Source organism: Pseudomonas sp. CM25 (genome assembly GCF_013179705.1).
In the GTDB taxonomy this organism is placed as follows: domain Bacteria; phylum Pseudomonadota; class Gammaproteobacteria; order Pseudomonadales; family Pseudomonadaceae; genus Aquipseudomonas.
Map to the genome: position 1 here is coordinate 1 of NZ_JABMCW010000107.1, position 16,456 is coordinate 16,456.

A 16,456-nucleotide genomic window follows, 5' to 3' on the forward strand; every position below is an offset into this window, starting at 1 on the left:
CAATAGAGCAGGAAATACAAGCCCACTTAAACCTCGCCGAAGATTATAGTGAACACATTTATAATATTTCTTCAAGATCGGACGAAAGAGCATATTTCGATTTGATTGCTAACTTGGCAGGGCAATCTGCTCCTATCTTTCATTAATTAATTCAATATCTACCAGCCAAAGCCCGCCTAGCAGCGGGCTTTTTCTATACCCCTAGAAAGGCGCCTCCTCCTGCAGCCTTTCCTCCTCCCAATCCCTCTCCAGGACCAGGTCGTCGCGATCTTCAGGCTTCAGCGCCTCCCACCAAACCGTGACGCTCTCGTCATCGTTGAAAGTCAGGTCCAACTCTGGTGTTTCAACAATCAGCCCCATCACCTCCTCCCACTCCATGTCTCCATCCGTGTCCAGGCGATGAATTGTCACCCAGCGCTGCGACTGTGCAATCGGGTGATTGATCATCGACGAAACCCGCAGCCCGAGCCGCTCTACCCCGGTCATCTCTTGGCGTCCTTGTGGTGCCGTCTTCTTCTGCTTGGACATAAGACATCTCCTTTACTGTATATCCATCCAGTTATTGCAATGAGCATACATCACGCCTCGTGAAACGTGAACCCGCCTCCTAGTGAAATCCTCAACACACCCTCAGGCAAAATAAATCACGCGTTGTGTTGACATAAAAAACACGATGCGTGATATTTGCATCAACACGCAGTCACTCACCAGGGACTGCCGAGGCCCTCAAGCCGACCGCTCTTTACACAACCCGACGTGACCACCTCGACGCACCCAGGCCATCACCTGGGTCGGGACAAGCTAAGTCGTCGACCACGCAGCCTCTGGATAGCTGCCGGACCTCAGGCATTGAGGGACGCCAAACCATGCAAGCCAGCCGGGAAGAACACCGAACACGAAATGTGTGACCCGGCCAGGTGGGAATAGCCGCGGCGACGCGCATGGGGAGGAACAAACACCACAGGAGGAATCAGCCAATGAAGTAGATAGCCCAGCCGGAACGCGGACCGGCAACCCACGACGGACTGCCCCACTCAACGGGCCGCCGAGCTGCAGTTGGCAGTCGTGTAGCGAACACCTGACCCCATGACCACCACGCCGAGGCCGAACGACGCGAGGTGATAGGGAAGCTCAAGGCCAACCTAACTGAGAGCAGGGCCGTCGGCGGCTGAGCTCGAGCGATCACCGCTGATGCAATACCCCGGCCCGTCGCCAGTAGCGAGGCCGGGATTTCACCAGGTGCCATTCCATGAGTGGCATCTGGGAAATCAGCCGCCCTGGAGGGCAAGACGATGGCCTGGATACTCAACAGCGCCAACAAGCCGGTGGAAGCCGCAATAGGAAGTCCAGAACAGGTAGCCACCAAGGGTGATTGGTTCCTCACCTACGAGCTGGCACTGCAAGCCCAGCGTCAGCGCTGCACGCACGAAACGAAGCTGGGCCACAGCGGAACAGGCCGGGTCTTCTGCGCCGACTGCCGCAAGCCGCTCAACTGAACAACCAGCGCCACGACAGCCTGTCGTGAATTGCCCGATGCCCTGCTCCCCATCGCAGGCTGCATCGGAGTGTGATCTGAATGCGCAGGCTGATGCGCGAGTGGATTTACAGCGTGGCCGGTAATCGTGCCGGACCTGCTGGGTGGGTGGGCGTAAGCCCCGGAGTTATTGACCAAACCCATGCCGGAGATCAGCGCCGGCCAGATCACACCCCGATGCAGCTTTCATCGATTTAAAGCGCATAACCGTAGGCCTTATGCAAGTTAAGGCTCTCTGCAGTAAAGATTATTCGACGTACACGCAGGCGAATCCGGGGCCTACCCGGCCAGGCCAGATGCATGTGAGGCAGCGCTCACCGCCTGCACCCCTTCCCTTCACATACGACCGCATTGGCAGGCGCCAGGCCACCTTCACGGTGGGTCTGGTCACCCGAGCTTGGCGCCTGACCAATGCGGTTGCTGAGGACAATCATGGAAACGATCACTTGCGGCTCATGGATTGGCCAGCTCGGCAAGGCGCTGGCTCCCCGTGAGCTCGAAGCACTGCTGTGGGTGGCTCAAGGCCTCACTACCAAGGAAATCGCCCGCCAGATGGCGGTCAGCCCGGGCACCGTGGCCAACCGCATCGAGGCCGCGCTGTTCAAGCTCGAAGCCGGTCGCCGCATCGAGGCGGTCACCAAGGCCATGCGCCAACAAATCATCAGCCCGCTCTGCATCGCCTTGGCAGCCCTCATCACCATGCACGCTGTGATCGACGACAGCGACCCCATGCGCCGCGATCGCCGTACGCCGGACCGCCGCACCGCCCAAGTTCGAATCGTTCGCAAGGCAGAGGCCTTCGAGCTACACGCCTGACCACAATGAGGAATACCACCATGCAAACAGCCATTGAACAGAGCAAGGCCGGGCTCGAAACGCTCCGCCAGGAAGTCATCACCGCGACCGAGGCATTCCACGCCAAGTCGCGTTTCACCGTAACCAAGGCCGGGAACGGTTGGATGGTGGTCTCGTCCTGCGACAATCGGGTCTACGGCCGCAACACCAGCTATCCACAGGCAGTTCGCTATGCGGAAAGTCTGGAGCGCGCCATCGAGGCCAAAGCCCTGCCTGTTGTTGCCCTGGTGAGGGCCCGCCAGGTCGGCGAGAGCGCGACGCGCTGGTGCTCACTCATGGCCCTGCTGTTCATCGTTGCGGTAGCGGTTGCTCAGTCATGAGTCGCGGGGTCAACAAGGTCATCTTGGTCGGAACCTGCGGACAGGACCCGGAGGTGCGCTACCTGCCCAACGGCAACGCGGTCACCAACCTAAGCCTGGCCACCAGCGAGCAGTGGACTGACAAACAGTCGGGGCAGAAGGTCGAACGCACCGAGTGGCACCGGGTGTCGCTGTTCGGGAAGGTCGCCGAGATCGCCGGCGAGTACCTGCGCAAAGGCTCCCAGTGCTACATCGAGGGCAAGCTTCAGACCCGCGAGTGGGAAAAGGACGGCATCAAGCGCTACACCACAGAAATCATCGTCGACATCAACGGCACGATGCAGCTGCTAGGCAACCGGCCGCAGGGTCAGCAGCCAGGCCAGGTGCCAGATCGGCAACCGCAACAACGCCGGCCGGCTCGCCAGCAGCAGAACCAGCAGGCAGCACCGCCTGACCACGATAGCTTCGACGACGACATCCCGTTCGCCCCGCTCCACCACCTGGCCGGTGCGTAGCCATGAAGCGCCGGCAGCAGGTTCACCCCACGGCCTACTACCTCGGGCGTGCCTGCCGCGACAACAGCCTGTCACGCGATGCCCAGCCATACGGCTGGATGACAGTGAACTGCGGCTGGTGGCTTGCCGGCTGGCATGACAGAGACATGGAGCTTTCCGCTTGAAACTCACCACCACGCGCGCGAGGCACGGCCGGCGCCAGCAACACATCAATCTGCCGCCCAGCGGGCTCGCAGAAGATCGAGGAGACGCGAAGCATGAGAGTCGACCTTCCGGGCCAGTTCGACCTACCTATCCAGGCTGCCCATCAACCGCCGCCAAAGCCGACCGGTAGCAAGGAAGACCTGGCCGTGCGTATCGCCAAGGCTTTGGTCAAGTATGAAGCACGGCCTTCGTCGGCGCTCTGGATCGAAATCCAGGCCTGCGCCCACGCAATCCTCAAGTAACCACCATGCCGCATCCGGCCACGGAGGGCGGCGCATGCATGGAGAAAGCCATGAGCTATTTCTACAAGACCCAATCGCCAAAGGTTCTGGCCGCCGTGCGCGCCTGGGATGAGAAAAAAGCGGCCTGGAACGCCCAGCGCGAGAAGCTGGGCCAAGCCTTCGGCGCCGCTGCATCACCGATGTACAGCGGCTCCCGCAACTACGTCGGCGGCATCAAGCTCAGCGCCAGCCGCGACCTTGATGTGCATTGGTGCCGTCCCGACGAATACGGCTACCGCTCGCTGCGCCGGGCGCCCAAGCATGCCAGGGGCACGGACAAAGAGGTGCGCGCAGCCGAGAAGGCAGAGCACCAGCGCCTGGAAGACCTCTGGAAAGCACATTGCCCGGACGATATCGACCGGGACGAAATGTGGGAAGCCATTGGCGTCGAGCGCGGCGGGATCTGGCTCAGTGGTGGGGTGTGCTTCATCTACGGCGAAACCGTGTACCTGAACCTGGGCAGCAAGGCCGCTGACGGCGATGTCGACGGCCTGGTTGAGATCGTCAGCAGCGAGTACGAAACAACCCGCCAGCGCGTGCTCAACGCGCGAAAAGCCGCCTGACCCTCTGGCGCAGCAGCTGGCTTCAGTCGACTGAGCGAGCGTCAACACAAGTTGCCACGCTTTCGACGATCGCCGTGAAGCTACCGGTGAAGCTGTGCCGCAGCTCCCGCGGCATGTCGTAGGAAAAGTGGATAAGCCAGGATCCGTCGCCCAATAGCACAGCCTCCTGACGGTACTTATCAACCTGATCCTCATCAATTCCGAGAACTGCTGCGACTTCCTGGTTTGTTGGCTCGCGGTCCATCGGGGATTCATCTCCGTGTGCTGGAAGACAACAAATACTCCCAATGAAACCAAATTGCCACTATCGCGTAACTGCCGCGCGAGGGCCGCACATGCGTAAGGTTCACGCCGCCAACTGACCCGCCAGCGCCTCGCATCCCCCGCTAGCGCTCCGTCAGATGAACGCCAATAGCAAAGGCCGCCATGACTAGGACTACCTCTGCCACAACGTAAGCAACGAAGAACTCATCCGAAAACATGCCTGAATCTCTGAGGGCCCGCATTGCCCTGCGCAGTGCGTGAATGGCTCAGAGCCATCACCTTTCGCAAAAGTTCATTCACTACGCGGCGCTGCCCGCCAGCCCTAAACGAAAACGCCGCCTGATGAGGCGGCGCTGACAGACGATGATCGGACGTTACCAGGTCTTTGGCTCTGACTTCTTGTATGAGCCACCGGTCATGCACTTCTCGACCAGGTCTTCGCGGGCCTTGTTGTCTGGAAGCGTTTTCAGGTAGTCGGGCTGACAGTGTTCGCTAGTCGGCTCGTAGGCTGCCGTGTCGATGGCGTCTTCTTTGCAGCCAGCCAAGCTCATAAAGAGTGCCGCAGCGAGGATTGGGGCAAGGTATGACTTCACGGCTTGAACCCCTTGTCCTGGCTCTCATCAGGCGGAGTGATGTTCCAGAGATTCTCGCTGGCCTCCTGCTGTGCCTGCGCCTTCTTCTCCTCCTCGGACTCCCAGCATCCGCTGAGGGACAGGGCAGCAATGGCGATGATGGCTGAGCCAATGATGGTGCGTTTCATGAGGTTCCTTCCTGTGAAATGGCCGGGCGTTATATCAAACATCCCCACCCCTCCGCAAAACGTGGCGCCGTGCCATCAGCCAGCGCCTTCCCCTATTCAACGATAACGACTCACGCCACCCTGGCGAGGACCGCCCATGTCTGCATTTCAGAAAAAGAACCCGCTCGACTTCAAAACCCAGTACGGCCTTGGCTTCGATCCGCAAGACGATGAGATCGTGGTGGACTTCTTCTGCGGTGGCGGCGGCGCCGGTACCGGGCTGGAGATGGGCCTGGGCCGCCCGGTGAATGTCGCAAAGAACCACAGCCCGGCAGCGATCAGCATGCACACCGTCAACCACCCGCACGCCCGCCACTTCCCCACTGACGTATTCGAGGGTGATCCTGACACGGAATGCCAAGGGCGCTCAGTGGGCTGGTTCCACATGAGCCCCGACTGCACTCACCACAGCCAGGCCGCCGGCGGACAGCCGCGCAAGCGTGAAATACGCAACCTGTCTTGGATCGGCCTCAAGTGGGCCGGCAAGAAGAAGCCACGGGTGATCAGCCTGGAGAACGTTAAGCAGATTTTGCAGTGGGGCCCATTGATCGCGAAACGCGACAAGGCGACCGGGCGCGTGGTTACCCTTGACCTAGTACCGCATCCGTCCAATCCGAAGAAGGCCGTAAACCGCGTGGCCGAGCCGGGCGAGCAGGTACCGGTATCCAATCAGTTCCTGGTACCGAACCCCAAGCGCCGTGGCATCACCTGGCGCCGCTTCGTCCAGTTGCTGGAAGGCATGGGCTACCAGGTGGAATGGCGCATTATCAAGGCGTGCGACTTCGGCGCTCCGACAAGCCGCGAGCGCCTGTTCATGATCGCCCGCTGCGACGGCCAGCCAATCGTGTGGCCGAAGCCTACCCACGCCAAGAGCCCGGTCAAGGGACAGCAGAAGTGGCGCACCGCCGCGGACTGCATTGACTGGAGAGTCCCGAGCAAAAGCATCTTCGGTCGCAAGAAGGAGCTGGCAGCAGCAACGCTGCGCCGTGTGGCCAAGGGCATGAAGAAATTCGTACTGGACAACCCGCAGCCTTTCATCGTGCCGATCGCCAACTGGTCTGGCGAGCTGGCCCAGTCGGCAAATGAGCCGCTGCGAACTGTGACCTCCTGGCCGCGCGGCGGGTCATTCGCTGTGGCTAGCCCAGTAATGATTGGGGCCGGCGGCCCGGTCTATGCGGGAAAGCCAGTGCCAGCCGACCAGCCGATGGGCACCCTTATGACCCAGAGTCACCGGGCGCTGGTGACAGCCTTCATCGAACAGGCCAACGGAGGATTTAACACCACGCCAGCGAAGGGCGCAGACGACCCGCTGACCACGGTCACCAACACCGGCAGCCAGCAGCGCCTCGTGACCGCCAGTCTGGCTACTCTGCGCCGCAACTGCGTAGGGCGTGCAGTAGATGACCTGGTGCCGACAATGACCGCCGGCGCCGAGCATCACGCCCTGGTCGAATACAGGTTGTCACCAGAACATGAGGAAGGCGCCCTGCGCGTCGCGGCATTCCTGATCAGCTACTACGGCACGGAAAACATCAGCACGTGTGATGCCCCAGCGCCGACGGTTACCACCAAGGACCGCCTGGGCCTGGTCACCGTCTTCGTGAAGGGAACGCCCTATGTGATCGTAGATATCTGCCTTCGCATGTTGCAGCCGCACGAGCTCTACCGCGCCCAGGGCTTCCCGGCCAGCTACATCATCGACAAGGGAGCCGACGGCAAGCCGTTCACCAAGACCGAGCAGGTGCACATGTGCGGCAATAGCGTTAGCCCGCCGCCTATGGCTGCCCTCGCCCGCGCAAATGACCCTTGGCGATCAGCCACTGCCCAGGCTGTTGCAGCCTAGTCTTCGACAAGTCGGAACTGCATCTCCACCGGGCCGCCAGGTGCACGCGATTCCATAACTGCAACATGTTTGGCCCCGCACTGCTGGCAGTAGAAGACCTGACTGTCCAGCACTTCATCGTGGTCCAAGTCGGCGTCAGTTTCTTTCTCACATTTCTGGCAGATGAATTTTCTACTCATCTCCGGTGCTCCTAACCCACAACACATTCAGCGTAGCCGGTCTTTTAGCCGGCCTCTGAGGTATCCCCATGCCCACAGAAAACCGATCCAGCACCATCGAGCAGCATGACCATATCGAGGGGATCATCGATATGGTCAGCGCCCCCTTCCAGCACGAAGACCGGTACATAGTCATCAAGCGCAGCGACCTGGCGCTACTGTCACCTGTCGACTCAGATCTCGCGCACTCCTTTCTCGAAGGCGTGATGTCACTGATGGCCGAGTGGAACTGCCCAGCGCGGGAGTGCCTGGTGATTGAAAGCGATTGGCCGGAGTTCGCGCCAGCCTGGGCATCCATTGAAGCGCGCGTTACAGCCCGGCCAGCCCCGCAGCCCCACCCCGAGCCGATAGCCTGGATGGTTGGTACTGCCATCTGGTGGACCAAAGAAGAGGCTGAGCGGGATGCGGCAGAGACTGGGCTGCCGCTTGTTGGCCTGGGGCCGATGTCTGAGTCGAACAAGCCGACGATCCCGGAGGGCTACTGTCTCATGCCAAGGCGGCTCACTGCCGAGAACGGTGCCAAAGCACTGCTGCTCGGCGAGTTCAAGCTGGAGGTCACGCGCGAGTGCCCAGAATGCCTGGAACTGGACGAGCCAGCAGATGGCTGCGAGATCTGCGATGGCGAGGGTGAGTACGCACAGCGCCACACGATCCCGTGGGACATGATCAAGTTCATCTACAGCGAGGCCGTGAAGGGTCTTGCTTTCCAGCGGAACGTGACCTGCAAGCCATCATGACATTCGGAGTACATAAGTACTCCACCCGGCTGTAACCCCTCTCCCCTCTACTTTGAGGCGGCGAGACGATTGGCAGTTGGAGCACCGTCAATAGCAATCCGGCGGGCCCGGCCGACGCCCCATGCCAGCGCTCTAGTCATCGACTCACCCGGGCGCGACTCGAAAGCCTCCTCATGAAGCGCAGAGCCGCTCGGGGCGTATACACCGATGAACATCTGCGTGTTACCCGTTCGCGACAGTCGCACCTGGACATCTATGAACGTTCCATCGTCGAGTGTTTCGTCATGAGTCCTATGGTGAAGCGTCGGGTCAGCCCAAGACCAAAAAACATCACCGCGAATTCTCATGCCGTCCTCCTTCGACTTCAGTTGTATGCATCAACCCACCATAGCCAAACCGAAGCGGTTCGCAACCGCACCTGCCTGTTTCGTGATCTGAATCAGACTATTGGCCATCACCAATGCTCCTAACCCCTCCCCCTTCTATTCACTGCCGCGATATGGCGGCCAAGGAAGTCGTATGCTCGAAGCAAACATCAACCAGCACCTGAGCACCCTCACCGCAAGCCAGCTGGCGAAGCTGCTTGTCATGCGCAAGGGCCTCCAGTTCGGCTACGGCTACACGTTCACCGACGATGATGGGCAGTCTACCGACGTCGATCTGGCCTTCCTGGCTGCGGCACCTGGCGAGCTGCTCGAGGTTCTTTTCGAAGAAAACGAGCATGACGACGCCATCAACGAAGTGCGATACGAAGCTGAACAGGTCAGCGGCATCCGCGAGTGGTGCCACTACAGCTGGGGAAGGAACTACGACATCGACGTGAAACCATTCATCCTGCCTGACGGCCGCGCCCTGGCTTTCTGCGAGATGAGCGGCGGCGGAAAGCACGGCGAGCCGAATGCCTACCCGTGGGTGAATGAGGCCAAGTTCATCAAGGTCGCCGGCGTCGAGGAACGGGTCATCAAGATGTACCGGTTTGAGGAAATCAAAGACGGCGCTGAGGTGGAGCCATGACCCGCCTCGCCCTCTGCCTCCTTCTGCTGGCCACCGGCGCCAGCGCAACCGAGAACGTTATCGACGTGCAGCACGACAGCCAGCGCGGCGTCACCTGCTACCTGCTCAACGGGGTCGGCATCAGCTGCATCCCCGACAGCCAGCTGCAGGCCGGCAACCAGCGCCAGCTCTCCCCGCACGAAACACAACCTGAACCTACACCCGCACTGGCGCCTGGGCGCTGGATTGATGAGAGGTATCAGCTGTGAGCAAAGCCGCCCGGAAAGATGTGCTCGACGAGATGACCAAGGAAGACCTGGTGGAGTGGATCAGGTCTCAGCACTTTTTCATAAAGCCCAAGAAGAGCGATGTGCTGTATCTGCGCTGGAAGCGGCAATCGGCAGACGTTCTGACCGAAATGGAGAAGGAGAACCGCGCGCTTGACCATCTGGACTTCAGCGAGCGGGATCGACTGGCTCGGCAGTTCAACGCGTCAATAGATCCAAGTGAGCGGCTTCGACTGGTCGAGAAGATAGAGCCTTATGACAAGGCCCTGAGAGACCACCTGAACCGCTCCGAGGCGATCAACCGCAAGCAAAAGCGAGTGGATGCACTCTACGACCAGATCGAGGTCGAGCGGAAAAAGGAGTGCCGATGATGACCGACCTGATCGAAGTGAGGGTATCCAACCTGATCGGCGCGCCGCTGGACTGGGCGGTGGCCATGGCCGAAGGCTTCGGCACAGACCCTGAGTGCAGGACCACAATCTGGCGCAGCCGGACTGACCCTACCAGCGCCAGCATCCGCGGCGCGACTGATGGCTTCGGCTATCGCCCTTCCAACAACTGGGAGCACGGCGGCCCGCTGCTCGAAAAGCACCAGGCAGGGTTGAGCCATGACCGGTATTTGTCAGGCGGGCCATGTGGCTGGAGCGCAGGCCCGCTCAACTCGACCTGGCTTTCCGGACCTACACCCCTTATCGCCTTCTGCCGTTCCCTGGTTCACGCAAAACTTGGGCCGATCGTGCGGGTACCAAAGGAGCTACTGCCATGATCGCCCTCGCCTACATGGCCTACCTAGTATGGAAGGCGCCGCGATGAGCAAGCCGCATGCGCGAACCCGCACCGGTGCGAAGGTTACCCTCACCGTCGAACTGACGAACCTAGGATCTTGGGGGCCGGACTGCACTCTAGACCAGGTCTACCGGCAGGCCCGAGAGGCGGCGATCGGTCGCCTGAACAAGGTATTCAAGGACCACCTTGATACCACCCGCATTCTTGGCCCAATCGTCGTCGAAGCCGTAACCACCGACCTCGAAAAGCGTTAACCCCTCCCCCTATCACTCAAGCCCGCCGACATGCGCGGGCGAGGATGACCTATGTCCGCAACAGAACGATTCCACCACACCGCGAACGACTGCCTGGAGCGCCTGGCGGCCGATCTCTGGCCGGAAGCCAAGCTGGCTCTGGTCATCTACACCCCTGAAAAGCCTGAACTCGACATCGTGCTCAAGGACAGCGGCCTCAACGTTGACGAGGTCGTGAGCACCCTGCGCCGTCGCGGTGGCCTGGGCCTGGATGGCGAGAACATCTACAAGCGCCTGCTCTGCGACGCGATCATCGGGGCCATGGCTTGCGGCAAGCAAAACAGCAACCCGCCGCCTGCTGATCACTGGGGTCAGGAGTTTTGGAATATCGGCCGGGCCGAGGGCGCACTGCAGGAAGAGCTGATTCAGGCGCTCCGCCTGGCCCGCAAAGAACTGGACGCCTGCCAGCGGGCGATCCACTACGCCGGCGGCTTCGATCCAGCTTACGTCGACGATGCCCAGGCGGCGCTCAAGGTCGCCGACACGGTGCTCGAGAAAATGCCCGCCTGACCCCAACCTGCCGCCACCGGCGGCGTGGAGACCAACATGCATTCAAAAAGGAAGAAGCCAGGCGATGAACGCGCCGGGGTGGAAGAGGCCGTTGCCCAGGAAATGGACAAGGTAACGGAGGAAAAGATGGCCGAACTGCTGGGAATCACGCTGCGAGCGCTTCAGACCCGGCGCCAGCGCGGGAAAATCCCTGAAGGCGTCTGGAATAAGAACGGCCGCAACATCATGTACAGCAGATGGAGATATGAGGAATGGCTCGAAAGCCTGTGGGTCTGCCCCCTGGAATTGAAATCCGAGGAGACTCGCTCCGAATCCGTTTCACTTGGAACGGTGAGCGTCGCGGGGAAACCCTCGCCCATCCCCCGACGGCGCAGGGCATCCGCGCAGCCAGCCGTGTACGTGATCAAGTAGTAAACCTGATCCGCCACGACCTGCTGGACGACGAGAAGTATGCCGAGCTATTCCCGGGCTCGGAGGTGGCCCGCCGGACGGCGGAGTCCATCCCGAGCCTGGGCGCCTACACCCAGATGTGGCTGGATAGTCGCCACATCGTCGAAGGCACCCGCAACAACTACAAGAGCGTGTTCAACATCTACTGGATGCCGTACCTCGGCCTACGCCGGATAGACATGATCACGCCGACCATGCTTCGCGGGGTCATTTCGCAGATCCAGTGGACGTCAGTTGGCGTCAAGCGGAATGCGATCATCAAGCTGTCCAGCGTTTTCAAGACAGCGGTCCTCGATGGTTTGATCGCCAAGAACCCCACCAACTCGCTCGATAAGCCAAGGGCCGTCAAGAAGGTCGTAGACCCTTACACCAGGGCGGAAGCAGAGGCGATAATCTCCCACCTGTATGCGACGCTTCAGAAATACTCGCAGATCTACGCAGCGTTCTTCGAGTTTTGCTTCTTTACTGGAGTCCGCCCTGGCGAAGCAATGGGCCTGAAGTGGGAGGACATCGACCTTGATCAGCGCTCCGCGACGGTTCGCCGGATCATCGTTAACCGTGCCCCCCAGGAACGCACGAAAACCAAGCATCATCGGGTGGTCCTGTTAAACGAGCGAGCACTAAACGCCATCAACCAGGCCCAGCGAATGGCTACTCTTCGTCGCATGGCGTCCAAGTCGGCCCACCCTACTAGCCCCTTCGTGTTCCAACCTAGCAAAGGTGGGCTGTGGATTAACGAGCCAAGTGTTACAATCCGCCACTTCAAATCGGCGCTGAAGGCGCTGAACATCCGTGAACGCCGTCAGTACGACACCCGCCACACCTACGCAACCATGTGCCTGATGTCTGGGATGAACCCCGCGTTCATCGCGAGCCAGCTCGGCCACAGCGTCGAGATGTTGCTCTCTACCTACGCGAAATGGATCAGCTCCTCCTCGGACTGGAGGGAGCTGGAGAAGCTGCCGCCCCGAGTCGAATTGGCCCAAAATTGGCCCAAAACTGACGAGAGGGCCTAAATACACCTCTGGAACCCCCGCAGGACAAGCACTTGATTTCTACCGCTAACATCACCATGCAGTTCGGCTCCAAGCCGCTGTTTGAAAACGTTTCCGTCAAATTCAACAACGGCAACCGCTACGGCCTGATCGGCGCCAACGGTTGCGGCAAGTCGACCTTCATGAAGATCCTCGGCGGTGACCTGGAGCCGTCTGGTGGCCAGGTCATGCTCGAGCCGAACACCCGCCTGGGCAAGCTGCGCCAGGACCAGTTCGCCTACGAGCAATTCACCGTCATCGACACGGTGATCATGGGCCATGGCCAGCTGTGGAAGGTCAAGGCCGAGCGTGACCGTATCTACTCGCTGCCGGAAATGACCGAAGAAGACGGCATGGCCGTCGCCGAGCTGGAAACCGAATTCGCCGAAATGGACGGCTACACCGCCGAATCCCGCGCTGGCGAACTGCTGCTGGGCCTGGGTATTCCGCTGGAGCAGCACTTCGGCCCGATGAGCGAAGTGGCGCCCGGCTGGAAGCTGCGTGTGCTGTTGGCCCAGGCGCTGTTCTCGGACCCGGACGTGCTGTTGCTCGACGAACCGACCAACCACCTGGACATCAACACCATCCGCTGGCTGGAAACGATCCTCACGGCGCGTAACAGCACCATGATCATCATTTCCCACGACCGCCACTTCCTCAACAGCGTCTGCACCCACATGGCCGACCTGGACTACGGCGAGCTGCGCCTGTTCCCGGGCAACTACGACGAGTACATGACCGCAGCGACCCAGTCGCGCGAGCAGCTGCTGTCGGACAACGCCAAGAAGAAAGCCCAGATCGCCGAGCTGCAGACCTTCGTCAGCCGCTTCTCGGCCAACGCCTCGAAGGCCAAGCAGGCGACTTCGCGTGCCAAGCAGATCGACAAGATCCAGCTGGCCGAAGTGAAGCCATCCAGCCGCGTCAGCCCGTTCATTCGCTTCGAGCAGAACAAGAAGCTGCACCGCCAGGCAGTAGTCGTCGAGAAGATGGCCAAGGCCTTCGATGAAAAAGTGCTGTTCAAGAACTTCGACATTACCGTCGAAGCGGGCGAGCGCGTCGCGATCATCGGCCCCAACGGCATCGGCAAGACCACCCTGCTGCGCACCCTGGTCGGCGAAATGACCCCGGATGCAGGCTCGGTGAAGTGGACCGACAGCGCCGAATTGGGCTACTACGCCCAAGATCACGCTCACGACTTCGAAGACGACATGACCCTGTTCGACTGGATGGGCCAGTGGACCTCCGGCGAGCAGGTGATCCGCGGCACCTTGGGGCGCATGCTGTTCTCCAACGACGAGATCCTCAAGTCGGTGAAGGTGATTTCCGGTGGTGAGCAAGGCCGTATGCTGTTCGGCAAGCTGATCCTGCAGAAGCCGAACGTGCTGGTGATGGACGAGCCGACCAACCACCTGGACATGGAATCGATCGAGGCGCTGAACCTGGCCCTGGAAAACTACCCGGGCACCCTGCTGTTCGTCAGCCACGACCGTGAGTTCGTGTCGTCGCTGGCCACGCGCATCATCGAGCTGTCGGCCGATGGCGTGGTGGACTTCAGCGGTACCTACGACGACTACCTGCGTAGCCAGGGTGTGCTGGTCTGATTGACGGGCAAAGCCGAATGCCAGTCAGTTAAGCATTGGGGCCGCTTTGCGGCCCATCGCCGCGGTTCGTCGCCACGACAAGCCAGGCTCTCACAAGTACGGCGCATGGTTCGAATTCGATGCGGTCGGGGTGGGAGCTGGCTTGCCGGCGATGGGCTGCGCAGCAGCCGCATCAGCTTTAACTGACTAGCATCAGGGTATCGCACTATCCGACGAATAATTCGTTAGCCTGCTTTCATTTCCTTTGCGCAGCGGCCATGATGGGAACGCCCAACCGCCCGCCCGCGAAAGAGCCCATGACCGCGCAACAACCCGCCTCCGCCAGCAACACGCAGCCCATCACCCTGCAGATCCTGTCGATCGTTTTCTATACCTTCATTGCCTTCCTCTGCATCGGCCTGCCGATTGCAGTGCTGCCCAGCTATGTGCACGACCAGTTGGGCTTTGGCGCGGTAATCGCCGGGGTGACCATCGGCCTGCAATACCTGGCAACTCTGCTTAGCCGCCCGTTTGCCGGCAAGGTGGCCGATACCCTGGGCGGAAAACGGGCGATCCGTTTCGGCCTGCTGGGGATCGCCGGCTGCGGAGTGCTGACGCTGCTGTCAGCCTGGACCCTGAGCGTGCCGTTGCTGAGCCTGGGACTGCTGCTGGGTGGGCGTTTGCTGCTAGGCATCGCCCAGGGGCTGATCGGTGTCGCCACCCTGAGCTGGGGTATCAGCCAGGTAGGTCCCGAGCACACCGCGCGGGTAATTTCATGGAACGGGATCGCTTCCTATGGCGCCATCGCCATCGGTGCGCCACTGGGTGTGGTGGCCGTGGAGGGGCTGGATTTCAGCGTCCTGGGGCCGGCTTTGCTGGTACTGGCGACCGTTGCCTTGCTGGTGTTGCGCAAACGGCCCGACGTGGTGGTGGTGCGCGGCGAACGCCTGCCCTTCTGGTCGGCGTTCAGCCGGGTTGCACCGTGCGGCCTTGGCCTGACCCTGGCCTCGATCGGCTACGGCACCCTTACCACCTTCGTCACCCTGTATTACCTGGAGCGCGGCTGGGCAGGCGCTGCCTGGTGCCTGAGTGCCTTTGGCGTGTGTTTCATCATTTCGCGGCTGTTGTTCGTCAACGCGGTCAACCGTTTCGGTGGCTATAACGTGGCAGTAGCCTGCATGGCCACCGAAGTGCTCGGCCTGGGCCTGCTGTGGCTGGCACCTTCACCGCCCTGGGCGTTGGTTGGCGCAGGGCTGACCGGCTTCGGGCTGTCGTTGGTGTACCCGGCGCTGGGCGTCGAAGCGATCAGGCAGGTGCCCAGCAGCAGCCGTGGCGCAGGGCTTGGGGCGTATGCAGTGTTCTTCGACATGGCGCTGGCCATTGCTGGCCCGCTCATGGGCGCTGTCGCCGTGCACCTTGGCTATGCCTCGATTTTCTGCGTGGCGGCCCTGCTCGCCCTGGCGGGGGTAGGCCTGACGTTGTTACTGGCGCGGCGCGCTGGACGCAGCTGAGCGCTCGTCGGCTTGTGGCGCACCTAGCACCTGGCTGAAGAACGCTGCCGTTTCCTGCTGCAATGAGTGATGAATATGCCGGCGGTCCACGCCTTCGGCATCCTTGCACAGCGCCGGCATCCGCGCATGCTGCTCGGCATCGCAACGGGCCATGAACACGAAATGCCCGGCGCCGGCCAACAGGCGGTAGTCTGGCGTGACCGGGAGCTTGCGGACCAAAGCCTCGGCGTTGCGGTCCACGGCCACCAGCTGATCGCTGTCGCCGCTGTAGATCAGCGCCGGCACCTGCACCCCGGCCAGGGCATGGCGGCCGAACAGCAGGCTCAGCGGCGCCATCAACACCACCGCCCCCACGCGCGGGTCTGCCTGGGGCGCCAGCTCGCTGCGGTCGGCAATCAGCACACCGTGGGTCTTGCAGACATCGGCATCGTTCGGGCGCTCCAGGCAGTACTGGCGCAGACGGTCCAGGTCGGGGCGTGCTCCAGACAGGATCAATGCGGTTTCACCGCCGGCCGAGTAGCCAATCACACCGACCTTGCCCTCGTTCAGGAAAGGCCCGACCAATTCATCGTTGCGGGCCGCCGTGATTGCGGCACTGACCTGCAGCGGTCGGCCATAGAGGTTGCTCAGAGTGCCCAGGCGGCTGTGATCCCGGGCGTTGTCACCGGGGTGAACCACCGCCACCACGACAAACCCCTGGCGCGCCAGCGAGGTGGCCAGGTAATGCAGGGCCAACGGGCTGCCGGTGTTGCCGTGGGACAGTACCAGCAGCGGAAAGCGCCCCATGGCTACGGGCGCCTCTTCGGCCACCTCGACCGGGTAACCGTCGACACGGGTGCTGCGGATAGTGCCAACGGCTGGGTAGAACGCCAGCGCTTGCATGGGCCGGGCATCGACCGG

The 16,456-nt window shown here is 61.3% G+C and carries 24 protein-coding genes; 18 read left to right on the top strand and 6 right to left on the bottom strand.

The window, feature by feature from the left end; genetic code table 11:
* Positions 1 to 201: 201 nt before the first annotated feature.
* A complete protein-coding gene (locus HP546_RS13610) occupies positions 202 to 528 on the bottom strand; it encodes a DUF1654 domain-containing protein (RefSeq protein WP_172225876.1) in 327 nt (108 codons plus the stop codon).
* Between the two features lie 764 nt (positions 529 to 1,292).
* Here HP546_RS13610 and HP546_RS13615 point away from each other — a divergent pair.
* The 7 genes from HP546_RS13615 (at position 1,293) to HP546_RS13645 (ending at position 4,251) form a co-directional block, all read left to right on the top strand.
* Positions 1,293 to 1,496: a hypothetical protein gene (locus tag HP546_RS13615; protein ID WP_172225879.1), complete on the top strand. Its 204-nt coding sequence runs from the start codon at positions 1,293 to 1,295 to the stop codon at positions 1,494 to 1,496.
* Positions 1,497 to 1,966: 470 nt separating this feature from the next.
* The gene (locus tag HP546_RS13620; protein WP_172225882.1) at positions 1,967 to 2,350 is read left to right on the top strand and encodes a response regulator transcription factor; all 384 of its coding nucleotides are present in this window, start codon (positions 1,967 to 1,969) and stop codon (positions 2,348 to 2,350) included.
* Positions 2,351 to 2,370: 20 nt separating this feature from the next.
* Positions 2,371 to 2,709, top strand: coding sequence for a hypothetical protein (locus tag HP546_RS13625; RefSeq protein WP_172225884.1), 339 nt, complete (start codon positions 2,371 to 2,373; stop codon positions 2,707 to 2,709).
* Positions 2,706 to 3,203 carry a single-stranded DNA-binding protein gene (locus tag HP546_RS13630; protein ID WP_172225887.1) on the top strand — a complete coding sequence of 166 codons (498 nt, stop codon included), beginning with the start codon at positions 2,706 to 2,708 and terminating at the stop codon, positions 3,201 to 3,203. Before HP546_RS13625 ends, HP546_RS13630 begins: the two co-directional genes overlap by 4 nt.
* 2 nt (positions 3,204 to 3,205) lie before the next feature.
* Positions 3,206 to 3,367, top strand: a complete 162-nt coding sequence (locus HP546_RS13635) for a hypothetical protein (RefSeq protein ID WP_172225890.1) — start codon at positions 3,206 to 3,208, stop codon at positions 3,365 to 3,367.
* A gap of 93 nt (positions 3,368 to 3,460) precedes the next feature.
* Positions 3,461 to 3,649, top strand: a complete 189-nt coding sequence (locus HP546_RS13640) for a hypothetical protein (protein WP_172225894.1) — start codon at positions 3,461 to 3,463, stop codon at positions 3,647 to 3,649.
* Between the two features lie 50 nt (positions 3,650 to 3,699).
* Positions 3,700 to 4,251 (top strand): hypothetical protein, encoded by a 552-nt coding sequence (locus tag HP546_RS13645; protein WP_256678478.1) that lies wholly within the window; start codon positions 3,700 to 3,702, stop codon positions 4,249 to 4,251.
* Between the two features lie 22 nt (positions 4,252 to 4,273).
* On the opposite strand, the gene HP546_RS13650 is transcribed toward HP546_RS13645, so the two are convergent.
* From HP546_RS13650 to HP546_RS13660, 3 genes are all read right to left on the bottom strand, one after another.
* Positions 4,274 to 4,495, bottom strand: a complete 222-nt coding sequence (locus HP546_RS13650) for a hypothetical protein (RefSeq protein ID WP_172225900.1) — start codon at positions 4,493 to 4,495, stop codon at positions 4,274 to 4,276.
* 394 nt (positions 4,496 to 4,889) lie between these two features.
* Positions 4,890 to 5,108 (bottom strand): entry exclusion lipoprotein TrbK, encoded by a 219-nt coding sequence (gene trbK / locus HP546_RS13655; RefSeq protein ID WP_172225903.1) that lies wholly within the window; start codon positions 5,106 to 5,108, stop codon positions 4,890 to 4,892.
* Complete coding sequence (locus HP546_RS13660; protein ID WP_019471592.1) at positions 5,105 to 5,275, bottom strand: hypothetical protein; 171 nt, start codon at positions 5,273 to 5,275, stop codon at positions 5,105 to 5,107. Before HP546_RS13660 ends, trbK begins: the two co-directional genes overlap by 4 nt.
* Before the next feature lie 136 nt (positions 5,276 to 5,411).
* On the opposite strand from HP546_RS13660, the gene HP546_RS13665 reads away from it, so the two are divergent.
* Together HP546_RS13665 and HP546_RS13670 are read left to right on the top strand one after the other, a co-directional pair.
* On the top strand, positions 5,412 to 7,157 hold the full coding sequence (locus HP546_RS13665) for a DNA cytosine methyltransferase (protein ID WP_172225906.1): 1,746 nt from the start codon (positions 5,412 to 5,414) through the stop codon (positions 7,155 to 7,157).
* A gap of 247 nt (positions 7,158 to 7,404) precedes the next feature.
* Positions 7,405 to 8,112 carry a hypothetical protein gene (locus HP546_RS13670; RefSeq protein WP_019471589.1) on the top strand — a complete coding sequence of 236 codons (708 nt, stop codon included), beginning with the start codon at positions 7,405 to 7,407 and terminating at the stop codon, positions 8,110 to 8,112.
* Between the two features lie 47 nt (positions 8,113 to 8,159).
* Here the strand turns inward: HP546_RS13670 and HP546_RS31395 are convergent, their stop codons facing one another.
* Positions 8,160 to 8,459 (bottom strand): hypothetical protein, encoded by a 300-nt coding sequence (locus HP546_RS31395; RefSeq protein ID WP_019471588.1) that lies wholly within the window; start codon positions 8,457 to 8,459, stop codon positions 8,160 to 8,162.
* Between the two features lie 172 nt (positions 8,460 to 8,631).
* Here HP546_RS31395 and HP546_RS13675 point away from each other — a divergent pair, with 172 nt between their 5' ends.
* From HP546_RS13675 to HP546_RS13715, 9 genes are all read left to right on the top strand, one after another.
* Positions 8,632 to 9,126 (top strand): hypothetical protein, encoded by a 495-nt coding sequence (locus HP546_RS13675; RefSeq protein ID WP_172225909.1) that lies wholly within the window; start codon positions 8,632 to 8,634, stop codon positions 9,124 to 9,126.
* Positions 9,123 to 9,374, top strand: a complete 252-nt coding sequence (locus tag HP546_RS13680; protein WP_014591205.1) for a hypothetical protein — start codon at positions 9,123 to 9,125, stop codon at positions 9,372 to 9,374. The genes HP546_RS13675 and HP546_RS13680 overlap by 4 nt, the downstream gene beginning before the upstream one ends.
* Positions 9,371 to 9,763, top strand: coding sequence for a hypothetical protein (locus HP546_RS13685; protein ID WP_019471586.1), 393 nt, complete (start codon positions 9,371 to 9,373; stop codon positions 9,761 to 9,763). Before HP546_RS13680 ends, HP546_RS13685 begins: the two co-directional genes overlap by 4 nt.
* Positions 9,763 to 10,158, top strand: a complete 396-nt coding sequence (locus HP546_RS13690) for a phage protein NinX family protein (protein ID WP_019471585.1) — start codon at positions 9,763 to 9,765, stop codon at positions 10,156 to 10,158. Before HP546_RS13685 ends, HP546_RS13690 begins: the two co-directional genes overlap by 1 nt.
* A gap of 43 nt (positions 10,159 to 10,201) precedes the next feature.
* Positions 10,202 to 10,432 (top strand): hypothetical protein, encoded by a 231-nt coding sequence (locus tag HP546_RS13695; protein ID WP_019471584.1) that lies wholly within the window; start codon positions 10,202 to 10,204, stop codon positions 10,430 to 10,432.
* Positions 10,433 to 10,483: 51 nt separating this feature from the next.
* Positions 10,484 to 10,981: a hypothetical protein gene (locus HP546_RS13700; protein ID WP_019471583.1), complete on the top strand. Its 498-nt coding sequence runs from the start codon at positions 10,484 to 10,486 to the stop codon at positions 10,979 to 10,981.
* 251 nt (positions 10,982 to 11,232) lie between these two features.
* Entirely contained in the window at positions 11,233 to 12,447 is a 1,215-nt protein-coding gene (locus tag HP546_RS13705; protein ID WP_019471582.1) for a site-specific integrase, read from the top strand.
* Between the two features lie 32 nt (positions 12,448 to 12,479).
* Entirely contained in the window at positions 12,480 to 14,066 is a 1,587-nt protein-coding gene (locus HP546_RS13710) for an ABC-F family ATPase (protein ID WP_172225912.1), read from the top strand.
* A 191-nt stretch (positions 14,067 to 14,257) separates the two neighbouring features.
* Positions 14,258 to 15,556, top strand: a complete 1,299-nt coding sequence (locus tag HP546_RS13715) for an MFS transporter (protein ID WP_372242432.1) — start codon at positions 14,258 to 14,260, stop codon at positions 15,554 to 15,556.
* On the opposite strand, the gene HP546_RS13720 is transcribed toward HP546_RS13715, so the two are convergent.
* Positions 15,527 to 16,456 (bottom strand): dienelactone hydrolase (locus HP546_RS13720; protein ID WP_172225917.1); only part of this gene is annotated, 930 nt, incomplete at its 5' end. The two genes, HP546_RS13715 and HP546_RS13720, sit on opposite strands and share 30 nt — an antisense overlap.

Bases quoted from the DNA above. Each gene is read 5' to 3' on its own strand.
- HP546_RS13650 (WP_172225900.1), bottom strand. From the start codon at position 4,495: ATGGACCGCGAGCCAACAAACCAGGAAGTCGCAGCAGTTCTCGGAATT.
- HP546_RS13690 (WP_019471585.1), top strand. From the start codon at position 9,763: ATGACCGACCTGATCGAAGTGAGGGTATCCAACCTGATCGGCGCGCCG.
- HP546_RS13620 (WP_172225882.1), top strand. From the start codon at position 1,967: ATGGAAACGATCACTTGCGGCTCATGGATTGGCCAGCTCGGCAAGGCG.
- HP546_RS13645 (WP_256678478.1), top strand. From the start codon at position 3,700: ATGAGCTATTTCTACAAGACCCAATCGCCAAAGGTTCTGGCCGCCGTG.
- HP546_RS13665 (WP_172225906.1), top strand. From the start codon at position 5,412: ATGTCTGCATTTCAGAAAAAGAACCCGCTCGACTTCAAAACCCAGTAC.
- HP546_RS13675 (WP_172225909.1), top strand. From the start codon at position 8,632: ATGCTCGAAGCAAACATCAACCAGCACCTGAGCACCCTCACCGCAAGC.
- HP546_RS13615 (WP_172225879.1), top strand. From the start codon at position 1,293: ATGGCCTGGATACTCAACAGCGCCAACAAGCCGGTGGAAGCCGCAATA.
- HP546_RS13640 (WP_172225894.1), top strand. From the start codon at position 3,461: ATGAGAGTCGACCTTCCGGGCCAGTTCGACCTACCTATCCAGGCTGCC.
- HP546_RS13625 (WP_172225884.1), top strand. From the start codon at position 2,371: ATGCAAACAGCCATTGAACAGAGCAAGGCCGGGCTCGAAACGCTCCGC.
- HP546_RS13635 (WP_172225890.1), top strand. From the start codon at position 3,206: ATGAAGCGCCGGCAGCAGGTTCACCCCACGGCCTACTACCTCGGGCGT.
- HP546_RS13630 (WP_172225887.1), top strand. From the start codon at position 2,706: ATGAGTCGCGGGGTCAACAAGGTCATCTTGGTCGGAACCTGCGGACAG.
- HP546_RS13660 (WP_019471592.1), bottom strand. From the start codon at position 5,275: ATGAAACGCACCATCATTGGCTCAGCCATCATCGCCATTGCTGCCCTG.
- HP546_RS13705 (WP_019471582.1), top strand. From the start codon at position 11,233: ATGGCTCGAAAGCCTGTGGGTCTGCCCCCTGGAATTGAAATCCGAGGA.
- HP546_RS13610 (WP_172225876.1), bottom strand. From the start codon at position 528: ATGTCCAAGCAGAAGAAGACGGCACCACAAGGACGCCAAGAGATGACC.
- HP546_RS13670 (WP_019471589.1), top strand. From the start codon at position 7,405: ATGCCCACAGAAAACCGATCCAGCACCATCGAGCAGCATGACCATATC.
- HP546_RS13695 (WP_019471584.1), top strand. From the start codon at position 10,202: ATGAGCAAGCCGCATGCGCGAACCCGCACCGGTGCGAAGGTTACCCTC.
- HP546_RS31395 (WP_019471588.1), bottom strand. From the start codon at position 8,459: ATGAGAATTCGCGGTGATGTTTTTTGGTCTTGGGCTGACCCGACGCTT.
- HP546_RS13680 (WP_014591205.1), top strand. From the start codon at position 9,123: ATGACCCGCCTCGCCCTCTGCCTCCTTCTGCTGGCCACCGGCGCCAGC.
- HP546_RS13700 (WP_019471583.1), top strand. From the start codon at position 10,484: ATGTCCGCAACAGAACGATTCCACCACACCGCGAACGACTGCCTGGAG.